The 21,265-nt window shown below is 40.2% G+C and carries 19 protein-coding genes and 1 pseudogene; 14 read left to right on the forward strand and 6 right to left on the reverse strand.

Going from position 1 to position 21,265, the window contains the following annotated elements; genetic code table 11:
* Positions 1-103 precede the first annotated feature (103 nt).
* On the reverse strand, positions 104-2,104 hold the full coding sequence (tkt, locus tag H5180_RS00145) for a transketolase (protein WP_182757397.1): 2,001 nt from the start codon (positions 2,102-2,104) through the stop codon (positions 104-106).
* A 1,386-nt stretch (positions 2,105-3,490) separates the two neighbouring features.
* Positions 3,491-3,637 (reverse strand): annotated as a pseudogene (gene cas6f / locus H5180_RS00150) (type I-F CRISPR-associated endoribonuclease Cas6/Csy4); the annotation flags it as partial.
* A 397-nt stretch (positions 3,638-4,034) separates the two neighbouring features.
* Between cas6f and H5180_RS00155 the strand changes: the two are divergent.
* From H5180_RS00155 to H5180_RS00190, 8 genes are all read left to right on the forward strand, one after another.
* A complete protein-coding gene (locus tag H5180_RS00155; protein WP_145234179.1) occupies positions 4,035-4,988 on the forward strand; it encodes a slipin family protein in 954 nt (317 codons plus the stop codon).
* 18 nt (positions 4,989-5,006) lie between these two features.
* The gene (locus H5180_RS00160) at positions 5,007-5,459 is read left to right on the forward strand and encodes an NfeD family protein (protein ID WP_182757398.1); all 453 of its coding nucleotides are present in this window, start codon (positions 5,007-5,009) and stop codon (positions 5,457-5,459) included.
* A gap of 317 nt (positions 5,460-5,776) precedes the next feature.
* Positions 5,777-6,451, forward strand: coding sequence for an ABC transporter ATP-binding protein (locus H5180_RS00165; protein WP_145234184.1), 675 nt, complete (start codon positions 5,777-5,779; stop codon positions 6,449-6,451).
* Entirely contained in the window at positions 6,445-7,416 is a 972-nt protein-coding gene (locus tag H5180_RS00170; RefSeq protein WP_182757399.1) for an efflux RND transporter periplasmic adaptor subunit, read from the forward strand. The genes H5180_RS00165 and H5180_RS00170 overlap by 7 nt, the downstream gene beginning before the upstream one ends.
* Entirely contained in the window at positions 7,406-8,566 is a 1,161-nt protein-coding gene (locus H5180_RS00175) for an efflux RND transporter periplasmic adaptor subunit (RefSeq protein WP_182757400.1), read from the forward strand. Before H5180_RS00170 ends, H5180_RS00175 begins: the two co-directional genes overlap by 11 nt.
* The gene (locus H5180_RS00180; protein ID WP_182757401.1) at positions 8,563-9,759 is read left to right on the forward strand and encodes an efflux RND transporter periplasmic adaptor subunit; all 1,197 of its coding nucleotides are present in this window, start codon (positions 8,563-8,565) and stop codon (positions 9,757-9,759) included. The genes H5180_RS00175 and H5180_RS00180 overlap by 4 nt, the downstream gene beginning before the upstream one ends.
* Positions 9,759-10,994: an ABC transporter permease gene (locus tag H5180_RS00185; RefSeq protein WP_145234192.1), complete on the forward strand. Its 1,236-nt coding sequence runs from the start codon at positions 9,759-9,761 to the stop codon at positions 10,992-10,994. The genes H5180_RS00180 and H5180_RS00185 overlap by 1 nt, the downstream gene beginning before the upstream one ends.
* Before the next feature lie 29 nt (positions 10,995-11,023).
* Positions 11,024-11,869 (forward strand): patatin family protein, encoded by an 846-nt coding sequence (locus tag H5180_RS00190; RefSeq protein ID WP_259399506.1) that lies wholly within the window; start codon positions 11,024-11,026, stop codon positions 11,867-11,869.
* A 156-nt stretch (positions 11,870-12,025) separates the two neighbouring features.
* On the opposite strand, the gene H5180_RS00195 is transcribed toward H5180_RS00190, so the two are convergent.
* Entirely contained in the window at positions 12,026-13,651 is a 1,626-nt protein-coding gene (locus tag H5180_RS00195; RefSeq protein ID WP_182757403.1) for a methyl-accepting chemotaxis protein, read from the reverse strand.
* Between the two features lie 140 nt (positions 13,652-13,791).
* On the opposite strand from H5180_RS00195, the gene H5180_RS00200 reads away from it, so the two are divergent.
* Both H5180_RS00200 and H5180_RS00205 read left to right on the forward strand, forming a co-directional pair.
* Positions 13,792-14,604: a transporter substrate-binding domain-containing protein gene (locus tag H5180_RS00200; protein ID WP_259399507.1), complete on the forward strand. Its 813-nt coding sequence runs from the start codon at positions 13,792-13,794 to the stop codon at positions 14,602-14,604.
* 200 nt (positions 14,605-14,804) lie between these two features.
* Positions 14,805-15,275 carry a DM13 domain-containing protein gene (locus tag H5180_RS00205; RefSeq protein WP_182757404.1) on the forward strand — a complete coding sequence of 157 codons (471 nt, stop codon included), beginning with the start codon at positions 14,805-14,807 and terminating at the stop codon, positions 15,273-15,275.
* A gap of 98 nt (positions 15,276-15,373) precedes the next feature.
* On the opposite strand, the gene H5180_RS00210 is transcribed toward H5180_RS00205, so the two are convergent.
* The 3 genes from H5180_RS00210 to ahpC all read right to left on the reverse strand — a co-directional run bounded on the left by H5180_RS00210 (position 15,374) and on the right by ahpC (position 18,197).
* Positions 15,374-15,778 carry a GFA family protein gene (locus tag H5180_RS00210; protein ID WP_182757405.1) on the reverse strand — a complete coding sequence of 135 codons (405 nt, stop codon included), beginning with the start codon at positions 15,776-15,778 and terminating at the stop codon, positions 15,374-15,376.
* A gap of 134 nt (positions 15,779-15,912) precedes the next feature.
* A complete protein-coding gene (gene ahpF / locus H5180_RS00215; protein WP_182757406.1) occupies positions 15,913-17,487 on the reverse strand; it encodes an alkyl hydroperoxide reductase subunit F in 1,575 nt (524 codons plus the stop codon).
* 140 nt (positions 17,488-17,627) lie between these two features.
* Positions 17,628-18,197 (reverse strand): alkyl hydroperoxide reductase subunit C, encoded by a 570-nt coding sequence (ahpC, locus tag H5180_RS00220; RefSeq protein WP_182757407.1) that lies wholly within the window; start codon positions 18,195-18,197, stop codon positions 17,628-17,630.
* 245 nt (positions 18,198-18,442) lie between these two features.
* Here ahpC and H5180_RS00225 point away from each other — a divergent pair, with 245 nt between their 5' ends.
* From H5180_RS00225 to H5180_RS00240, 4 genes are read left to right on the forward strand one after another with little or no spacing between them, the layout of a single operon-like run.
* On the forward strand, positions 18,443-18,862 hold the full coding sequence (locus tag H5180_RS00225) for a DUF3429 domain-containing protein (RefSeq protein WP_149980032.1): 420 nt from the start codon (positions 18,443-18,445) through the stop codon (positions 18,860-18,862).
* 57 nt (positions 18,863-18,919) lie between these two features.
* Complete coding sequence (locus H5180_RS00230) at positions 18,920-19,291, forward strand: hypothetical protein (RefSeq protein WP_145234209.1); 372 nt, start codon at positions 18,920-18,922, stop codon at positions 19,289-19,291.
* An 8-nt stretch (positions 19,292-19,299) separates the two neighbouring features.
* A complete protein-coding gene (locus H5180_RS00235) occupies positions 19,300-20,103 on the forward strand; it encodes a class I SAM-dependent methyltransferase (protein ID WP_145234211.1) in 804 nt (267 codons plus the stop codon).
* A gap of 2 nt (positions 20,104-20,105) precedes the next feature.
* The gene (locus H5180_RS00240; protein WP_145234213.1) at positions 20,106-21,095 is read left to right on the forward strand and encodes a Gfo/Idh/MocA family protein; all 990 of its coding nucleotides are present in this window, start codon (positions 20,106-20,108) and stop codon (positions 21,093-21,095) included.
* Positions 21,096-21,265 lie beyond the last annotated feature (170 nt).

The following is a 21,265-nucleotide window of genomic DNA, read 5'->3' on the forward strand; positions in this document are numbered from 1 at the left end:
CAGTCGTTATATAAAATCAATTCTGCAAATAAAAAAGCCCGCTGATTTAATTAAATCAGCGGGCTTTTTGTTCAGGTAAATTTTTAACCCAAGTTCAAAACAATTAAGCGTCTAGTAACGCATTAGCCTTAGCAACAAGGTTACTCACAGTAAAGCCAAAGTATTCAAGTAGAACTGGTCCTGGCGCTGACTCACCAAAGGTAGTCATACCTAGTACATCGCCATCTTGGCCAACATATTTATACCAAAAATCGCTATGCGCAGCTTCTACCGCAATTTTAGCAATACCAACAGGTAATACACTCTGGCGATAGGCTTTATCTTGCAAGTCAAACTGATTGGTACATGGCATAGATACAACACGAACCTGTTTACCCTGTGCGGTTAGAGCAGCTGCTGCATTTACCGCTAACTCAACTTCAGAACCAGTAGCAATAATGATCAGCTCAGGTGTGTGCTCGCTATCAACTAAGATATAGCCACCTTTAGCAACATTCGCTAGTTGCTCTTTAGTGCGCGGCATTGCTTTAGTGCCTTGGCGGCTAAAGATCAATGCACTTGGGCCAGCTTCTTTGATTAAAGCCTGACTCCATGCAACCGCTGTTTCAACTTCATCACATGGGCGCCAAGTCGACATATTTGGCGTCATACGCAAATTAGCAGTTTGTTCAATTGGCTGATGGGTCGGGCCATCTTCACCTTGACCAATTGAATCATGGGTATACACAAAAATACTGTGTGCTTTCATTAATGCCGCCATACGCACAGCATTACGCGCGTATTCCATAAACATTAAGAAAGTTGCACCAAATGGGATAAAGCCGCCATGCAGCGCAATACCATTCATTATCGCGCTCATGCCAAACTCGCGTACGCCATAAAATACATAGTTACCGGCAGCATCATCTTGCAAGCCTTTCGCGTCAGGCCATAAAGTTAAGTTGGAACCGGCTAAATCAGCGGAGCCTCCCATAAGTTCAGGCAAATGCTCAGCAAAGAAGGTAATGGCATTTTGTGATGATTTACGGGTTGCGATGTTTTGCATATCTTCTTGGCACTTGGCAATGTACTGATCAGCAATTTCTGCAAAGTTGCTCGGTAATGATTTAGCCGTTACACGGCGGTTAAATTCTTTACTCAGCTCTGGGTGTGCTTTGCTGTAAGCGGCAAAGGTTTGTTGCCATGCGCTTTCTAAATCTTGGCCTTTGGCTTGGCCATTCCACTCATTGTATACATCTTGAGGAATTTCAAACGCTGGATGTGGCCAATTTAGTTGCTCACGAACCGCTGCAATTTCATCATTACCCAGTGGTGAACCGTGACAATCATGACTACCCGATTTATTGGGCGAACCAAAACCAATCACCGTTTTACAACAGATAAGCGTTGGCTGATCTGGGTTAGCTTGCGCAGCTTCAATAGCACTGGCAATCGCGGCCATATCGTGACCATCAACGCCACTAATAACCTGCCAACCGTATGATTCAAAGCGTTTTGGGGTATCGTCAGTAAACCAGCCTTCTACTTCGCCATCAATTGAGATGCCATTGTCATCCCAAAAAGCGATGAGTTTACCTAACTTTAATGTACCTGCTAATGAACATGCTTCATGAGAGATACCTTCCATCAAACAACCATCACCTAAAAAGCAGTAAGTGAAGTGATCTACAATATCAAAGTGTGGTTTATTAAATTGTCCAGCTAAGGTTTTTTCAGCAATTGCCATACCAACAGCATTGGCAATACCAGCACCAAGTGGCCCTGTAGTTGTTTCAACCCCCGGTGTATAACCATACTCTGGGTGACCCGGCGTTTTAGAATGCAGTTGGCGAAACTGTTTAATGTCTTCAATACTGACATCATAACCACTTAAATGTAGTAATGCGTACTGCAACATAGAGCCATGGCCGTTTGACAACACAAAACGGTCGCGGTTAGGCCAATCAGGATTTAATGGATTGTGGCGGTGAAAGTTTTGCCAAAGAACAGCAGCAATATCGGCCATCCCCATTGGTGCACCTGGGTGACCTGAATTAGCTTTTTGAACGGCATCGACAGCAAGCATGCGAATTGCATTTGCAGATTGAGAACTGGGAAGAGTCATCTGTTACTATTTCCTGTTAATATTATATTATAAATAATATCTCAAAATGTAATATAAATAGCAATCAGAAATCGCCCGAACTCGCTAAAAACAGCTAATCAGGCTTCCAATATGCAGAGCGCCTAGGGTCTGTGCACCTTTGCGGATTAATATTTGTTCAAACTAGGGGCAATTTAATCGCGGCGCGAGGTTTGTAACCTAGTGGGCTAAGTAAAAGCCGAGCAACAAAGAGTTAATTGCCCCTGGGCAGAACCCTTCGGGCAGCGCCTGTTTGGCATTGATGCTGCGTTATCGCCTATTTATGGGGAATAACCACACCACATAGGCTCTGCCTTGCCTAAATACCAAACAGACTGCTGCAAATTCAACCTTGAAAGGTCAACAGACCCTAGTCATTTACCTAGAACTTAACGATTTTTTGCACAAAAAACAGACAATGAGGGTAAATGAGAAACCATGAAATAATTTGTAGCTCATGCTTAGCACGTTAAGCATATCGTCGCCGTAACATCAGTGGTGTGGCTTGTAGAAGAGCGCTTTAGCGCCGAATAGTGATCAAAAAAATCGTTTCACTGCCTCGCCACCTAAGCTGCCTGTGTCGTAGGCGCTAAGCTTGCTGGCGCACAAATATACAACACCATTTTCAATATTATCAATCGTAGGCGCTAAGCTTGCTGGCGCACAAATATACAACACCATTTTCAATATTATCCACCGTAGGCGCTAAGCTTGCTGGGGCACAAATATACAACACTATTTTCAATATTATCCACCGTAGGCGCTAAGCTTGCTGGCGCGACAATACACAATACTTCAAATTAACATCGGCGTTTGAATCCGTCCATGGAGCTTGGTCACATCGGTCATTGCCTAAATGGATTTAGGTGCTTAGATTTTGTCGGGAACAAAAATCTGCCATGACCTCACTTCTTCGCGCTGCACTCTTTATTAGATATGTCGTTTCGGTCCCTCGTCACCTAAGCTGCCTGTGCGGCAGTGAACGTGATAATGGCGCAGAGCTGCAAATTATGAAATTTCTAAACTGCCTGTGCGGCAGTGAACCAGATGATTTTTATAAAGGATCATTGCTATGATTTCTAAGCTGCCTGTGCGGCAGTGAACTGTTGTTAAATTAACATCGGCGTTTGAATCCGTCCATGGAGCTTGGTCACATCGGTCATCCATGACCTCACTTCTTCGCGCTGCGAAACTTCGTTTCGGTCACTCATCACCTAAGCTGCCTGTGCGGCAGTAAACTATAGAATATCAGCATAAAAATAAGTTACAACAAGCCATTAGGTTAAATATTACTATTTTACCTTATCAAAAACGATATGTTATAACCCATTGTTTTTATGGAAAATTTTAAAGAGAAAAAATAAAGGGTTAAAACCAAGGTATCGTGGCAACTTTACTTAATCCATAAGAATCAAACTTACCATCAATAGGTTTATCTTTTAAATCACTAAACGCAAAGAATTTGCGATGCACTTGTTCTGTTGAACCGCTGAACAAATCTAGATAAGGATTATCAGCAGCACAAAGTACATATTTACATTGTTTGAAAAAATGTGTACGTTGTTTTGGGCTAAACGTGGCGCGGGTTTTATCATTACATAGAGGTGAGTTTAACCATCTAAGGTATTCACTTTGAGTTTGCTAATCTTAAATTAACTGAGATGCTCACAAACAGACTTCCTTTTCTGCCTGAACGATTTGCCTTAAATCAAAAATTAAACATGCTTTCTGTGTGCATCTTCAAAAAACATGACCATAATATGCAATCGTAATTAACTTACCCACATACTTTGTCACGATTTTTCACTAGCTGGGCTTACAGCTCAATGGTAATGTAGGGTTAGTCACGTTTATAAGTATATAAATTAAATATGTGACACGCCATATTGGCCACTATTAAAGGAGAGTATCTATGGACCCGATCACGCAAGTTCTCAACATGTTATTCACTGTTGAGGCGTTTTTACTCATTTTTGTTTTAGTACTGCTAAAAAGCAGTGTTAAATTTGTGCCACAAAACCGTGCGTGGCTCATTGAACGTTTTGGTAAGTATCAATCAACTAAAGAAGCAGGCCTAAACTTTATTGTGCCGTTTGTTGATCGTATTGCCGCTGATCGTAGCTTAAAAGAGCAAGCTCAAGATGTGCCGTCGCAATCTGCCATTACCAAAGATAATATTTCATTGATTGTTGATGGTGTATTGTATTTCCGTGTTATGGACCCATACAAAGCCACTTATGGTGTTGATGATTATGTGTTTGCCGTTACGCAATTATCGCAAACAACGATGCGTTCAGAGCTTGGTAAAATGGAGCTGGATAAAACCTTTGAAGAACGTGATGTACTAAATACTAATATTGTTGCGGCAATTAACCAAGCCGCAGATCCTTGGGGTATTCAAGTATTACGTTATGAAATTAAAGATATTGTGCCACCGCAATCAGTAATGGAAGCGATGGAAGCCCAAATGAAAGCGGAACGTGTTAAACGTGCACAAATTTTAGAATCAGAAGGTGATCGTCAAGCTAATATCAATGTCGCTGAAGGTAAAAAACAAGCGCAGGTACTAGCCGCTGAGGCAGAAAAAGCCGAGCAAATCCTGCGTGCTGAAGGTGAAGCTAAAGCCATTATTGCGGTAGCCGAAGCACAAGCTGATGCACTACGTAAAGTAGGTGAAGCAGCTGATACTGAGCAAGGTCAAAAAGCCATTCAATTAGACCTCGCCTCAAAAGCAATTGCCGCGAAACAAGCCATTGCTAAGGAATCGTCAGTTGTTTTATTACCCGATAATGGCACCGATGCCAGCTCTATGGTAGCGCAAGCGATGTCGATTATTAATACCTTAAATACCAAACAAAAAGGTTAAGCTGTAAAGGAGCAAACTATGGAGTTCATTACCAATAATTTAGCCCAAACACTGATGATCTTAGGTGTACTGGCACTGATAATTGAAGTGGCAGTGCTGGGAATGTCGACCTTTATATTGTTGTTTTTGGGTATATCATTATTTGCAACTGGATTAATGATGAACTTCGCGCTGTTAGAAGACTCATTAACCACCGCACTTTGGAGTAACACCTTGATCACCGCCGCATGCGCTGTTTTACTATGGAAACCGCTAAAACGCATGCAAGATAATGTTGATAATAAAGAAGTGACAAGTGACTTTGCAGAGCTTGATTTTGTGCTCACTAGCGATGTTGATGAGTTAGGTGTTAGTACCTACTCGTATTCCGGAGTGAGCTGGAAACTAAAAAGCCAGCAACCACTAAGTGCTGGCACCCATGTAAAAGTGGTAAAAAAAGAAGTCGGTGTTATGTGGGTTGCAGCAATTTAACCTAGATGTGGGTATAACACTCTGAATATGCTGTATGATTTTACCATAAAGCCAGCCAAGTAGTTTTTTATCGAATTACTTGGCTTTTTTGTAACAAAAAATATTCGCTAAACCCGCACAACTCTTAGCTAAAACGCAATAAATGAAATATAAAACCACGCAATTGTTAACTGATGATGATTTAATTAGCCTTTAAATGTTAAAACAATTAAAGGCTGCAAATAGACGTATATTTAACTACTAGATTTGGACTTGTGTCTCGCTATAAAACTCGCTAGTTTAACCAATCAGATAATAATAAAAACAAAAGTAACTGTATGATCAGGGTCGAAAATCTTTGCCGTACTTATGGTGCAGGCGAAACGCAAGTCATTGCATTAAGTAATGTTTCATTACATATTAAAGAAGGTGAGTTTGTCGCCGTGATGGGCGCTTCCGGTTCAGGGAAGTCGACTTTAATGAATATCCTTGGGTGTCTCGATACACCAACCTCAGGCAGTTATTTGCTCTCTGGTGAAAGTATTAAAGAAATAGATGACGAAAGTTTGTCAGCTATCCGCAATAAAAAAATTGGCTTTATATTTCAAACCTTTCACTTATTAACTCGCCTTAGTGCTCAAGAAAATGTGGCTTTGCCACTGCGTTATACTGACACCCCAAAACAGCAAGCCAGTGAGCGCGCTATGGCGATGCTGGATAAGGTTGGCTTACAAAATCGCGCACACCATAAACCATTTGAAATGTCCGGTGGTCAGCGGCAACGAGTTGCTATTGCCAGAGCACTAGTAAATGAGCCAAAAGTCATTTTTGCTGATGAACCAACGGGTAACCTCGATAGTAAAACGTCTCATGAAATTATGCAGTTGCTTTGCTCACTCCACCAACAAGGACATACTTTGGTCATGGTAACCCATGAAGAAGATATTGCTGCTTATGCTAAGCGAATTATTCGGATGAAAGATGGCATAGTCATAGAGGATAGCGGATGTTAAAAAGTCAATGTTTCAAAGCCTGTTTAGGATTATTACTTTACAGCTTAGCTTTCTCAAGCAATGCGCAAAGTTTGTTACTCAGCGGTGAGCTAAAAGCCAGCGATAAGCAAATTTTTTATGCTCCAAAATCAGACAATTGGCGAGTACAAGTGCAATGGATGATGAAAGAAGGCGAAATAGCGCAACAAGATGATGTTGTTGTGGTGTTTGATAGCGGCTCAATTGCCACTGAAATTGAACAAGATGAAGTAAGTTTGGAGGCCGCCGAAGAAGAGCTGCTTAGGATCACCACTAGCAATCAAGAAAAACAAATAGAAGCTGAGTTTAACTTTAAGCGCACTGAGCTTTTACTAGCGCGTGCCCGTATTGATGCTGCTATTCCACACGCTAACTTAAGTACCTATGATTATCAAAAAAATCAGCTCGAACTTGAAAAAGCCCTGATCAATAAACAAAAATCATCCGAAGAACTCAGCCAAGTTAAAACTGAAAATACCGTTGCGCGCAATAAGCAGCTACTGACTATTGAACAACTAAAAACAGACCTTGCATACAATAAAACGCAACTGGCAAGTATGAGCATTAAGGCACAGCGTACAGGGCCCGTTTTATATGCAAACCACCCGTGGAATGGCGAAAAAGCATTTGTTGGTATGACAGCCCAACCAGGCTGGAAAATTGTCGAAATACCGGCCATGAGTGAACTCTACATTGAAGCCTGGGTACACGAAATTGATTATCAACATTTACAACTTGGCCAACAAGCGCAATTGTTATTTGACGCCTATTTACAACAGCCGCTCAATGCGACTTTAAGCGAAATTTCAACTCAGCCAGAAGAACGCCTTCAGTGGGGCAAAGATGCCTACTTTAGAACTCGCTTTAACTTTAACGCTCAGAATTTAAAACTGTTACCGGGCATGAGTGCAAAATTAACAATCGGAGAAGACTCTGATGAATCATAACGTTTTATGCATAATATTGAGTATGTTGCTATTAACTGCATGTAATGACGATGAGCAACAACATTATCTAGTGAAAAAGAGTGATATTGCTATCACGGTTAATGCCAATGGCGAACTAGAGTCATCAACCAGTGCGATCATTGCCCCGCCGTCAGTTGCCCGTATGTGGCAATACCAAATTAAGACTATGCTAGCGGAGAACACCCAAGTTAAAAAAGGCCAAGTGGTGGTATCGTTTGACGACAAACAAGTTCGCGATAAGCTAATCGACAAACAATCTTCATTAGAGCGAGCAAAAAAACAACTCGAAAATGCGCAAAATAAAGAGCTTATCAAAGAGCAAGAACTGACCCTCAGCGTTGCCGAAATGAAAATGAACTACGATAAAGCTAAACGCAAAGCAGAGATTGTTGATCAATCTCGTTCTGAAGTTGAACGTAAAAAGTCACAAATTGATTTTACTATTGCAAACAACGATCTAACGCTTGCTAAAAGTAAGCAAACGTTTCAGCAACAGAGCAAAGAACTAAACTTAAAAATGGTGCAAAGCAAAGTTGCACGGCTGCAAAGTGAGGTAGACGGGTATTTACAAGATATTGAACGTCTTAAGGTAAAAGCCCCAATTGATGGGCTGGTAATTTATAAAACCAATTATGAAGGTGAAAAGTCATCCATTGGTGAAAGTGTGCAATTTGGTCAGCCTGTTATTGAGCTTGCTGTACTTAAAAATATGCAAGTAAAAGCACAAATCGATGAACCCGACAGCGGTAAAATTGCCCCAGGGCAAACCGTTAAAATAACCATTGATGGCAGTAGCGAACTAGTTGTGTCAGGGAAAATAAAGAGTTTGGGTCGTGTATTTAGAGAAAAGTCATATCAAGATAAGCGTCGGATTGTGGATGCCATTGTTAGTATTGATAATATTGACACCAGTGTTATTCGCCCAGGACTTACTGCGCGCTTAGAGATCACCACCGCTCGCCTACCTCAAGTATTAAGTATTCCTTTAACCAGTTTGCAATATGATCAACAAGGTCCCTATGTTACAACCACTGAAAATAACAAACAATTTATAGAGATAAGTCACTTTACCGATAATCTCGCCGTAGTTAAAAGCGGCCTACAACTAGGCGACGAGGTAAAATTATGAAAACGAGCTTTGCACTTAGCTTAATCGTTACGGCTTTATTTATCAGCGGTTGTTCAGAAGAACATGAAATTCAAAACGCGCTCACTTATACGGTTAGTGAACACAGTTTTAAAACTGAGGTTGAAGCCAAAGGGCATTTGATAGCAGCAAATGAAACCCTAATTGTTGCGCCAGCATCAAGCCGTGGGCCACAAACTTTAGCGTGGTTAATGCCAGAATATAGCCAAGTTAAAAAAGGTCAGGTCATTGCTCGTTTTGATGGCGAACAAATGCGTCGGCAAAGCCAAAAGAACACCAACCAAGCGGCTTTAGCTGCGCAAGATTTAGCACAAAAATCAGGAGAAATAGATAAAGATAAGACTATTTTAGAGCACGATATTGTATTGGTTAATGAAGAAAAGCAATTTGCCGAAGATTACTCAATTGAAGATGAACGCATTCGCTCTAAATTAGATATTTTAGAGTCACAACAAAATGTTGAGTTTTTAAATGCAAAACATAACTACTACGACTGGCAAACTGGCCGTTTTGAGCAAAGTGCCACCGGAGAGTTGATGTTATTAAAAATGAAAGAAGACCAATACAAACAAAAATTAGCAACGTTGAACACTAACCTATCATTGCTTGAGATCATCGCCCCTCACGATGGCTTATTAACCCATAGTACTAATTGGCGCGGCGAAAAACCGCGAGCGGGTGAATCCTTATGGCCTGGTCAAAAAATAGCAGCACTGCCTGATGTTAGCCAAATGCAGTTGATGTTATATGTGTCTGAACGTGAAGCAATCGATTTATCCGTAGGTCAGTCACTTACATTCAAACTTATTGCATTGCCTGAGCAGCAATTTAGCGGCGAGTTAATCGCGGTATCGCCGTTTCCTAAATCAATAAAACGCGGCGATCCACAAAAATTTTACGAGCTAAAAGCAACGATAAATCAGCAAAATAACGCTTTACACCCGGGTTTAAAACTCAATGCGACTATTTTAGTGACACCGCAAAGTGAGCGTTTAGTGGTACCCAAACAAAGTGTTTTTACCGAACAAAATGCGCATTATGTTTATGTTGAAGAAGCTGGCGAATTTGTCAAAAAGACCGTTTTATTAGGCAAACATAACCTTAGTCATGTAGAGATCCTCGCAGGTTTAGCTGCTAATGATGTGATCTCACTCATTGATATAAAGGACATCTGATGAAATATTTAACTTTATTTATCGACACCGCCTTAGAGCTTGCACAGCATAAGTTACGTACTTTACTGACTTTATTAGGGATGATATTTGGTGTCGGTGCCGTCATTGCTATGCTCAATATTGGTGAAGGTGCTGAACGTGAAGCCATGAAAATGATTGACTCTATGGGGTTATATAATTTGATTGTTAATGGCAAAGAGTTCGATGAAAAAGAACTCAAAGAGCAACGTAAGCACTCGGCCGGTTTAAGCCTGCGTGATGCCCAAGTTGCCCACGACTCGCTGCCTTTTGTTACCGATTTTGCCGCACAAAAAACCATCGAGACGTATCATATTTTTAGCCAATACAATAACAGCGACGCCAATGCCGTAGGTGTAAGCGCTAATTATTTTCAGCTGTCACATTTTCAACTATTTGCTGGGCGTATATTAAATAAAAACGATCAACAACGGTTTGCTCAAGTGGCAATGCTTGGCGCAAATACTGCCAAGCAACTATTTCCGTTAGGTGACGCACTCGGTCAACAAATAAAAATTAACCACTTATGGTTTAAAGTAGTCGGTATTTTACAAGCGCCTTATTTAAAGAAAAAAGAATTTCAAGGAGTCAAACTTGGTAACGAACAAAACCAAGTATTTATTCCACTTAGTACTGCATTACACCGCTTTGAAAGTGGCTTACTTGATAGTGAAGTCAGCAGCTTGAAACTAGCCATTGATAAATCGGTTGATCCAATTGTTGCCGCACAAGCACTGGAACATTTACTGCAAAATCGCCACAGTGATATTGATGATTTTGAATTAGTTATTCCTGCCGCGTTATTAGCCCAGCAAAAACAAACCCAGCAAATATTTAATATTGTGATGTCCTGCGTGGCAGGCATTTCACTCTTGGTTGGCGGTATCGGTATTATGAATATCATGTTGGCGACGGTGCTTGAACGCACTAAAGAAATTGGCTTACTGCGTGCTATTGGTGCAACACAAAAAGACATTCGGATACAATTTATTGCCGAGAGCTTTACCATTTCTATTTTAGGTGGCTTACTGGGTGTGGTATTTGGTATTGGCTTGTCTGAAATTATCTCTATGTATTCGCAGTGGGCGGTATCGTGGTCAATGACCGCCATCGTGCTATCGTTTAGTATTTGTGCGTTAGTCGGCCTTATTTTTGGTGTATACCCCGCGATCAAAGCGTCACAGCTTGATCCTATTGAAGCACTGCAAAGTGATTAACTCGAATGTTAGTAGTTAAAGGAGAAAATTTGGTGAGCAACAACAAACACACCCTTGTTGTAGAAGGTGGTGCAATGCGCGGCATATTTGCCACCGGCGTACTTGATGCGTTCTTAGGGGCACAACACCAACCATTTAATCGCTGCTTTGGTGTTTCTGCTGGGGCAACGAATATTGCGGCTTATTTATGCCAACAAGCTAAACGTAATCATAAAGTGATCACTGATTATTCATGCCGACCCGAGTTTATTAATTTAGCGCGCTTTATCCGTGGTGGGCATTTATTTGACTTAGATTGGTTATGGCAAACCACCATGGCTGATATTCGTTTAGATCTTGGCACATTTGCAACACAGAACTGTGAATTTTATATTGTCGCTACCGATATAGACACAGCATCAGCGCAGTATTTAAAAGCGACAGCAGAGCAAATGGAGCAGCAGTTAAAAGCCTCCTGTGCGATTCCTATTGCTTATCGAGATTACCCAGTCATAGATGGTATTGCCATGACCGATGGCGGTGTGGCTGATTCAATTCCGATCCGAAAAGCCTATCAAATGGGGGCTGAAGAAATCACGGTAGTTTTATCACAACCACTTGGATATCGTAAAAAAACCAGTAAGGCCCCATGGTTTACACGCCGCATTTATAAAAACCACCCGGCACTTGCCAGTGCATCTTTAGCTCGTGCTGATAACTATAATGCCAGTATTGCGTTTATTCATAATCCACCTGCAGACTGTAAAATAAATATCATCGCACCACCTGCTGACTTTAACGTTGGCCGCACCACTAAAAACTATCAAAAGCTCAGCGATGGTTACCAAATGGGGATTGTAGCTGCACAGCAACATTTGCAAAGCATACAGCTATAGAACAATGATTTTATTTATAAAAAAGTGTGTGGCAGCTTATTGTTTTTGCTGATGTTGTCACAAAACTGCGCGAACCAAACCTTGTGAAAACGAATAAATTTAGACTGTACCTTGTCATTCGTACTCTATTAATAACAAGGTACAATCATTACAGTGTTATATTTTAAACTCATTTACTTGTTGTTGTAACATACTTGCGAGTAACGCCAACTCCTGTGATGCTTGTGCGTTTTGCTGTGAACTTTCACTCACTGATGCAATACTAGAACTAAACTCGTTGATGTTACTACTTAATTCATTGGCCACCATTTTTTGCTCTTCAGTGGCTGTTGACACTTGCGTGTTCATATCGGCAATTTCGGTTACCTCTTGATTTATTTCAGTTAAAACTTGTGATGAATATTCTGCATGATCAACACTTTCTTGTGCACTACTTTCAGCGTTGCCCATAGCAACAACAGCTTGTTGAGCCATACCTTGTAGCTTGCTGATCATTTCATTAATGCTCGCTGTGGCTTTTTGGGTATTATGAGCAAGCTGCCTTACTTCATCGGCAACAACAGCAAAACCACGACCAGAATCCCCTGCTCTTGCGGCTTCAATCGCAGCATTTAAAGCTAGTAAGTTAGTTTGCTCTGCAACGCCTTGGATCATCATTACAACCTGATTTATATCATTTGTTTGTGTATTAAGATCGTTTATTAATTGTGTATTTGTATTTACTAACTTAGATAACGTTTGGATTGAGCTAATATTATCAGCAACGGCTTGCTGCCCTTGTTGTGCTTTACTATCTGCATTAGTGGCTTTTTCTGATGTGGCCATCGCATTTTGTGCCACTTGTTCAATCGCACTACTCATTTGCGTAATGGCTGTCGCAATCATTGTAGACTGTTGCTCTTGCTCTGTGGCTGTTGAGGCCACTTGCTCACTAATTGAGTTCATTTCTTCTGCCGCAGAAGATAAAGTTAACGTCGCCCCAGATACATCGGTTACTAAAGTATGTATACGTGACAACATATTATTAAAGTTTCGCGCAGTATCTGCAATTTCATCTTCACCAAGTACATTGGCTCGTATTCGCAAGTCAGCATTATTTGCAATTTGCGTAATGGTATCGCGCAGCGCCATCAATGGATTTTGAATTGAACGATAAATAAAATAAGCAATGACTAACAGCAAAAAAATCAACAGTGCTACTGATAATTTCATCACTAGACTTACTAACGCAAAGTTTTCGTCGGCTTGTTTTTTAAAGTGATTCGCTTCGTTTAATTGCAGCTCTATTAAAGCTTGATAGCTCGCACTTAACGGATCGAATACATCATATAGATCAGTAACAAACTGCTGTTGAGAGAGTGACTGGAAATCCCCATTGCGTATTTTATTCAACAAATTTTTGAGGTGCGCTTGAACTGGCTTAAGTTTTTGTTCAACAGTATTTACTAAGCTTTTTTCTTCACTGGTTAAGTCTGTACTAAGGTAAGTATTCCATTCTTTATCGGCTGTATTTTGAGACTGCTGTACTGCCGCTAATAAATCATTTTGGCTTATAGTCCCAGCTCTAAATTTATGAAGTAAATCAACAATATTAACTGCGTAGTTATCTGACACTGTTTTTATCTGTTTCAATGGTACGACACGGTTTTCATATAAACTGTCAATTCCTTTGACTAACCCTCCCATAGTACTAATTGAAAATATGGCAGTAATCGTAAATATTACAACAGGTAAAAGAGCGAGTACGATTAAACGGGAACGGACCAAATAATTATTTAACATAGTATTCCAAAGCTACATCTTTAATATTTACAAGTATAATACGTAATTCAAAAGCCTCTACGTTTTTATAATATTTTTTGCAACAATAAGGTATTATAATTTTGCTATACTAGAGTCATAAAATTTTAAGTTATAGCTCAATGATGAAATTGTATAATTTTGGCGTGCTCTGGTTATTGTTATTGCCTTTGGCGTTTACTAGCTTTGTACACGCAAATGAAGCAATCGTTAATCTTCATTTAGCCAGCCCCAGCACAACAGATACCCCTCGTAATCACTATATTCATGCGCTGTTAACGCTCGCCTTTGCTGAGCAAGGAAAACAGGTTAATTTTATATACTCCATTAGACCAATGAATAAAAAACGCGTGGTGGAAGAGTTGTCAAAAGCAAGCAGTATTAATTTAGCTTGGCTATCGCTCCCTGCTAATAGCTACCCAGATTTACATCATACCTCATTGTCAATTTACCAAGGTTTACACGGCAAGCGATTACTAATAATTAATAAAAATCAACAACCGCGCTTTGCTGAAATATCAACTTCAGCACAGCTGAAGCCTTTAATAGCATTACAAAAGCAGAGTTGGTCTGATTATGATGTACTTATCCGCAATGGCTTCACTGTTAATGGTGAGCTAGATTATAAAGGCATGACTAGAGCACTCGAGACAGGTTTGGCAGATTATTTTCCTCGCTCGGTATCAGCTATTGCCGCTGAGGTGACTAAACTGCAGCATCAAAACTTAATGATTGAACCAACGATCATGTTGCAATACCCGAGTCATTATTATTTTTACACTCATAAACAAAACGATGCTTTACTAATGGAGTTAGAGGCAGGGTTACTAAAACTTCAACAAAACGGTAAGTTTGAGCAGCTTTATCAACAATTTTTTGGTGAAAAACAACGAGATCTCGCATTATCATCGAGAAAAGTTTTTCACCTAAATTAGCGACACCATAGCTCACATTACTTATTGCGAGCTAACAACTAAGTCAGTTCACAATAGGGTCAAGCACCCTAATAAAGTAAATACTTAAATGAAGATTGAACTCGCCCAATCCGATTTTGTAAGCTAGCTTATAACTATAGATGAAGGCATCCGCTTGTTTTGCCCAATATACTGAATACTCTCATGGATAAGGTCTTATTATGATGCGTAAATTGTGGCAGGTAGTCGTTTATCTGATGATATTTTGTGTTGGCTTTGTTGCAGGGTTATACACACTGCCAATTTTAACGGCCCCACCATCCCCCAGCAAACTTGAGCTAGCCACACATGCTCAGCAAGCACTTTATAGTGGTGAATTCAAAGCTGATCTCGCAGGCTCCGATGCTTTGCATTATGGTAACGGCCAAGTCAGATTAACCAATGCAATGATCTCTTTTGATGGCACCTTGAGCCCAGGCCCAGATTACCAACTTTATCTAGCTAATCGCTTTATTGATAATGAAGCCGATTTTTTAGCATATAAAGGTACAATGACAAGGGTTGCAAGCGTAAATACATTCGATGGTTTTATAATTAAAGTGCCAGCCGATATTAATATTGCACGCTTTAATACTGTGATTGTGTGGTGTGAAAGTTTTGAACAATTTATAACCGCGGCTCAATACCAATGAACAAGTGCTGGGAAACAACTGCTTTAAAAGCAACAGAGAGTTGCGGCACAGGCTTTTTGCCAGTTTACTTATTATAAAAACACTATCAGCCAACGACCTTAGCGTGTCGGTTCAAAACCATCATAGTGAGGGATATCAGCATTTATTTGCTCCCAATTCGCTTTTGAGCTAACAAAGTTATGGCTCATAGGACGCTCTGTAATATCACTATCGAGTATACCCAGACGCAACCTTAGTCTGCTTATATCATCAAGGTTTTCACTGTAAATTGGGCTACCGCATGCACTACAAAAATAGCGGATACGCCCTAGTTTAAATTCAAAGCTGCTTAACCACTCATTGCCTTTGATTACTTTAAAGTCAACACGAGAGATAAATCCATTGGTTGCAAATGCAGTACCACTGGCTTTACGACACAACGAGCAGTGGCAATGAATAATGCTCTGGATCGGGCCATCAATTTGCACTGTGACCTTGTTACACAAACAACTTCCTTGATACATGCTAAAACTCTTTAAAAAATAAGTCTAAATACTAGCACAATTTTTTATACAAAAAAGCCGCCTTTGGAGAGGGCGGCTTGGGTGAACAAACAGCTATGGGTGGGAGCTGTTATATCAAGAGACTATAATTTGATTTATGCTACGCGTTGCTCTTCACTAGGTGTTTGACGAATTAAGTAATCAAATGCCCCTAGGCTTGCTGTTGCACCACTGCCCATCGCAATGATGATTTGCTTAAATGGTGTGGTCGTTGCATCTCCCGCAGCATATACTCCAGCTAAAGATGTCGCTCCTTTTGCATCTATTATTATTTCGCCAAACTGACTGAGTTCAACATTACTGTCTTTTAACCATTCAGTGTTAGGTATTAAGCCTATTTGTACAAAGATACCTGCTAAGTTTAACTGTTTGTTCTCACCTGAGATGCGATCAGTATAGCTTAAGCCCGTCACTTTTTTACCATCACCGAGTACTTCTGTAGTCTGAGCATTCTTAATAATAGTAATATTTTTTAAGCTTTTCGCTTTACGAATAAGCACTTCATCGGCGCGTAACGTATCTGCAAATTCAAGTACCGTAACGTGCTCAACAATATTAGCTAAATCAATTGCTGCTTCAATGCCCGAATTACCACCACCAATAACGGCAACAGGTTTGCCTTTAAATAACGGTCCATCACAATGTGGACAATACGCTACACCATGACCACGGTATTGTTGTTCACCAGCTACGTTCATTTCACGCCAGCGAGCGCCCGTTGCCAGTACTAACGATTTAGTACTGAGCACAGCTCCGTTTTCAAGCGTGATTTCATAACCATTTTTATAACTGAGACCAACAGCTCGTTGATTATGCATGACATCTACATCGTACTCTTTAACATGCTCTTCAAGCTGAGCTACGAGCTTAGGCCCCTCGGTTGCTTTAATAGATATAAAATTTTCGATTGCAAGCGTATCAGCTACTTGTCCACCAAACCGGTCAGCAACAATGCCTGTATTTAAGCCCTTACGTGCTGAATAAATTGCTGCAGATGCACCAGCAGGACCACCACCTACGACAAGCACATCAAATTGTGATTTTTCATTGAGAGAAGCGGCTTGGCGCTCTGCCCCTTTACTATCAACTTTATTTAAAATATCAGTTAAGCTCATCGCACCTTGGCTAAAGGGCTGGCCATTTAAGTACACCGCGGGTACTGCAAGTATATTTCGCTGCTCTACTTCATCTTGAAATAATGCACCATCAATCATAGTGGCTTTAATTTGGCTATTGGTAGCTGCCATGGTATTGAGTGCCTGTACAACCTGCGGGCACGTTTGACAGCTTAAGCTAATGTAAATTTCAAAATTAAGCGCTTGATCCAGTGATTGTATTTGTTCAATGTCTTCAGCCTTCGCTTTGCTTGCGTGGCCGCCGCTGTGTAATAAGGCTAACACTAAACTTGTGAATTCATGTCCCATTGGTACACCTGCAAAAGTGATATGGGTATTTTTTATTGCTGAATAAACAACCATAGAAGGAGTGCGAGCGTCAATATCAGGGTTGTTCGATACTGTAAATTTATCGCTTAACGATGCTAAATCGTGAGCTAAATTTTCAAGTTCTGTTGATTTTTTGCTGTCATCCAAGGCGATAAGCAGCTCAACCGGTTGAGTAAGCGATTCAAAATGGCTTTTTAATTGATTTTTAATATTGTTGTCTAACATGGCTCCGCCCTTGTTTTCAGCAAAAATAAACCCATCACACTCTTGTTTTGTATAAAACTAATGTGCTTAAAAATTGTGTAATGGGTAACGTGATTTTAAGCGCGACTTAAGCCGCGCTTAATGTAGCTACGCTTGGCGAATTAGATTTTGCCAACTAAATCTAAAGAAGGAGCAAGTGTATCTTCACCTGGCTGCCAAGAAGCCGGACATACTTCACCATCATGAGTCGCAATGTATTGTGCCGCTTGTACTTTACGTACTAGTTCTTTGGCACTACGGCCAATACCTAAATCATGTGTTTCAATGATTTTGATTTCGCCCTCAGGGTTCATTACAAACGTACCGCGAAGTGCTAGGCCTTCGTCTTCGATCATTACACCAAAGTTACGTGTAATACGTCCTGTTGGGTCACCGATCATAGGGTAAGTAATTTTACCAATAGTGTCTGATGTATCGTGCCATGCTTTGTGAGTAAAGTGAGTATCAGTCGATACTGAGTAAACCTCTACACCCATTTCTTGTAATTGCGCATAGTGATCTGCAACATCCCCCAGTTCCGTAGGACATACAAAGGTAAAATCAGCTGGGTAGAAAAAGAAAATAGACCACTTACCTAAAACATCTTGTTCTGATAGTTCAACAAAATCACCATTGTGGTAAGCCGTTGCATTGAAAGGTTGTAATTTAGTGTTAATTAATGAAGTGCTCATAGTATTCCTCACTTGTTTATTTAAAGTGTAAACAACGCAGGTTGCTGCGTTGGCTTGAGTAATACAATAAGGTGTAAATAAAAATTAATAAAATTGATTGTTTAGATTAATTCAATCGATTTTATTGACTGAAGTGGTCATTGTCATCTGGACAGATAGGGCTAAAGCTTTTTTTGCGTCTAATGTTACAATGCTCACTGAAAAATATCGCGAATACGTATTTTTAGTTAATTTTGGGGTAAGCCATGAATAAATTCATCAATCATATCCAGTTAGGCTATTTAGGCTTATTGCCCTTTTTAGCGTGTGTCGGTTGGCCGTTATTAGTCGGTAGTAATAACTTTAATATGCAGTTTTTTACTTTTTATAGTATTGCGATTTTGGCTTTTATGAGTGGTAACTTATGGCACGCTGGACAACAGAGTTATCGAGATGCTATTAAGGCTATACTACCGATTTTACCGCTTGGCTTTTTAGCTTTTTTACCACAACACATAACCTTGGCTTGGTTAGCGGTTAGTTTTTGGCTGGTATTACTATTTGAAAAAACCAGCCCGCAATGGCAAAGCTACCATGCTGATTATCAAAAAATGCGCTTTGTATTAACCTCAGTGGTGTTTGTTTGCCATATATTAGTAATAGGCATTAGTTTATACCCTAACTAGCTCGCCCTTTAAAACGGATTAATGTACCATCCGTGCACTGCTTTTTGAGGAACTAAAATGATAGACCAATTGCGCCAACAGCTTGATCAACTCGGTGAAAACTATGTTGAGAAAAGCGCTCATTTCAAAATTAAAGTGATCCCTTTTTTTTGTGCTATTCAAATCAAGAAAGATCATAAGAGTGAAGGCCGATTATCGTTTTATTCTAATCAATGGCTTGAAATTGCACTCGTGGTACTCTTTTTACTGTTTGGCTTAATGCTCTTCGATCCAGACGCAGGCTTTACTCATGGCCCTATTCATATTGCGTTTGCAGTATTAATCACGTTTAATTTAATTATCAAACAAATCGCGATTGAAGGACTAAAGACTCGCTTAGCGTTTTTACGTTTAATTGATCATGATGCTAAAAACACACCACTAGAATAATTGAATTAATGTATTTAAATCCTAATTGGCGGATCCTTACCGTTGGCGATGGCGACTTATCGTTTTCTCATGCTTTATCTACTGATCTAAAGCCGGCCAAGTTAGTTGCTTCTACCTATGATAGTGCAGCCACGATTACCTTCAAATATGCTGATAACGCACTAAATGCACTGCGAGATCATCACATTACGGTACTTGATAGTTTTGATGTGACTGACCCACAAGCCTGGCAACGCTTAAATGGCGAGCTATTTGATGTGGTGATTTTTCAATTTCCGCTTATTCCTGCTTTTGTCGGGGAGAGTGCTTATCGTGAAAACACCCAAACAACCAGTATGAACACCCTCAACCGGGCTTTGCTACACCAATATATTAAATATGCCACCAGCTATGCTCTTGATAACAATGGCCCAATGTTGTGCTACATCACCTCAAAAGATGTTAAACCATATCGTGAGTGGAATATTGAAGGCAGCTTAAATTATGGCTTAGCATCACGCTATATCGGCCAAATGCCATTTGATATCAGTCCTTTCCCTGGCTATAAAATCCGTAATGTTGATCGTGACAAACACGTAAAAGACACCAGTGGCACCACTTATGTATTCAGCCCCAAAGAAACGACTGAACTCCATAATCGATTAACTATACCAAACTACTTAGCAGTTGATAGCTGTTCGCTGTGCCGAGTAGGTCCATTTCAAGCCAGTGAAGATAAACAAAAACACCTATTAGCTAAAAAGCACCAACAAATGTTAGGCTTTGAGGCAGACTGGCAAGCTTGGCTTGCACAATTCAACAATCAGGAGTGACCATGAATTTTGTGATAGTCGGCACTAATTTTATTAGCGATACTTTACTTGCAGCGGCTAAAACAGTCAGTGAGTTTTCATTATATGGCGTATGTTCGCGAGCCGAGCAAAGCGGTCATGCATTTTTAGCTAAGCACGCTATAAAAAATGCAAAAGTATTTACGACTATTGAGCAAGTATGCAGCGACGACAGTGTAGACGCTGTATATATCGCAGCCCCCAATAGTTTGCATAAAAGCTATGCTGTGGCCTGTTTAAATGCAGGAAAACACGTGTTAGGTGAAAAACCTGCAGCAGCAAATAGCCAAGAATTAGCCGCGATAGTGGACGCAGCAAAACAAAATAATCGCCTTTATATGGAAGCGATGATGACCACTCACTTGCCTAACTTTGCCGTTTTACAACAAGCCATTGCCAAAATTGGGACGCCACGTAAATACATAGGTCAGTATAGTCAATATTCATCACGCTATGATAAATACAAAAATGGTGAGCGCCCTAACACCTTTTTGCCAGCATTCGCTAATGGTGCGCTCGTCGATTTAGGGGTTTATCCGCTATATATCTTGATTGCACTTTGGGGTGCACCAAACACGGTAAAAGCCAGTGGAGTATTACTTGAAACAGGGGTAGATGGTGCTGGTGATGTATTACTAAATTATAGTGATAAGCAAGCAGTGATCAGTTATTCAAAAATATCTCAAGGTGATAATTTTACAGAAATCCAAGGTGAGCTGGGCCGTATCAGAATTGAAGCCGTTTCGTTATTAAAACAGATACAATTTATTGCTAATGATGGCAGTGTTGAAGAATTATCACAGCCATTTGATGAACACTTTATGCGCCACGAAGTTGCCCATTTCATTACAATTGCCAACGCAGGACAACTCGAATCACCTATCAATACCCATCAACTAAGTATCAATGTGATGGCTGTACTTGATAAAGCAAGACAGCAACTTGGTGTTATTTATCCAGCCGACCGACTATAAGCTACAAAATATTATTCACGCAAAACAACGCCTCAATGCTTTGAGGCTTGTCAATGTTGTTGTCACTTTTATCATACTCTTGCAATCTGCTCACTAGTTTAATGCGTATCCAATAATAAATAAAATTCATGAATTCTTTAGTTAATTGAAATTATATTCTATAGTTATTT

Origin of the sequence: Pseudoalteromonas sp. SR41-4, assembly GCF_014163985.1 — a bacterium.
GTDB lineage: Bacteria > Pseudomonadota > Gammaproteobacteria > Enterobacterales > Alteromonadaceae > Pseudoalteromonas > Pseudoalteromonas rhizosphaerae.

Coding starts and splice junctions, on each gene's coding strand:
- tkt (WP_182757397.1), bottom strand. CDS start 2,104: ATGACTCTTCCCAGTTCTCAATCTGCAAATGCAATTCGCATGCTTGCT.
- H5180_RS00155 (WP_145234179.1), top strand. CDS start 4,035: ATGGACCCGATCACGCAAGTTCTCAACATGTTATTCACTGTTGAGGCG.
- H5180_RS00160 (WP_182757398.1), top strand. CDS start 5,007: ATGGAGTTCATTACCAATAATTTAGCCCAAACACTGATGATCTTAGGT.
- H5180_RS00165 (WP_145234184.1), top strand. CDS start 5,777: ATGATCAGGGTCGAAAATCTTTGCCGTACTTATGGTGCAGGCGAAACG.
- H5180_RS00170 (WP_182757399.1), top strand. CDS start 6,445: ATGTTAAAAAGTCAATGTTTCAAAGCCTGTTTAGGATTATTACTTTAC.
- H5180_RS00175 (WP_182757400.1), top strand. CDS start 7,406: ATGAATCATAACGTTTTATGCATAATATTGAGTATGTTGCTATTAACT.
- H5180_RS00180 (WP_182757401.1), top strand. CDS start 8,563: ATGAAAACGAGCTTTGCACTTAGCTTAATCGTTACGGCTTTATTTATC.
- H5180_RS00185 (WP_145234192.1), top strand. CDS start 9,759: ATGAAATATTTAACTTTATTTATCGACACCGCCTTAGAGCTTGCACAG.
- H5180_RS00195 (WP_182757403.1), bottom strand. CDS start 13,651: ATGTTAAATAATTATTTGGTCCGTTCCCGTTTAATCGTACTCGCTCTT.
- H5180_RS00200 (WP_259399507.1), top strand. CDS start 13,792: ATGATGAAATTGTATAATTTTGGCGTGCTCTGGTTATTGTTATTGCCT.
- H5180_RS00205 (WP_182757404.1), top strand. CDS start 14,805: ATGATGCGTAAATTGTGGCAGGTAGTCGTTTATCTGATGATATTTTGT.
- H5180_RS00210 (WP_182757405.1), bottom strand. CDS start 15,778: ATGTATCAAGGAAGTTGTTTGTGTAACAAGGTCACAGTGCAAATTGAT.
- ahpF (WP_182757406.1), bottom strand. CDS start 17,487: ATGTTAGACAACAATATTAAAAATCAATTAAAAAGCCATTTTGAATCG.
- ahpC (WP_182757407.1), bottom strand. CDS start 18,197: ATGAGCACTTCATTAATTAACACTAAATTACAACCTTTCAATGCAACG.
- H5180_RS00225 (WP_149980032.1), top strand. CDS start 18,443: ATGAATAAATTCATCAATCATATCCAGTTAGGCTATTTAGGCTTATTG.
- H5180_RS00230 (WP_145234209.1), top strand. CDS start 18,920: ATGATAGACCAATTGCGCCAACAGCTTGATCAACTCGGTGAAAACTAT.
- H5180_RS00235 (WP_145234211.1), top strand. CDS start 19,300: ATGTATTTAAATCCTAATTGGCGGATCCTTACCGTTGGCGATGGCGAC.
- H5180_RS00240 (WP_145234213.1), top strand. CDS start 20,106: ATGAATTTTGTGATAGTCGGCACTAATTTTATTAGCGATACTTTACTT.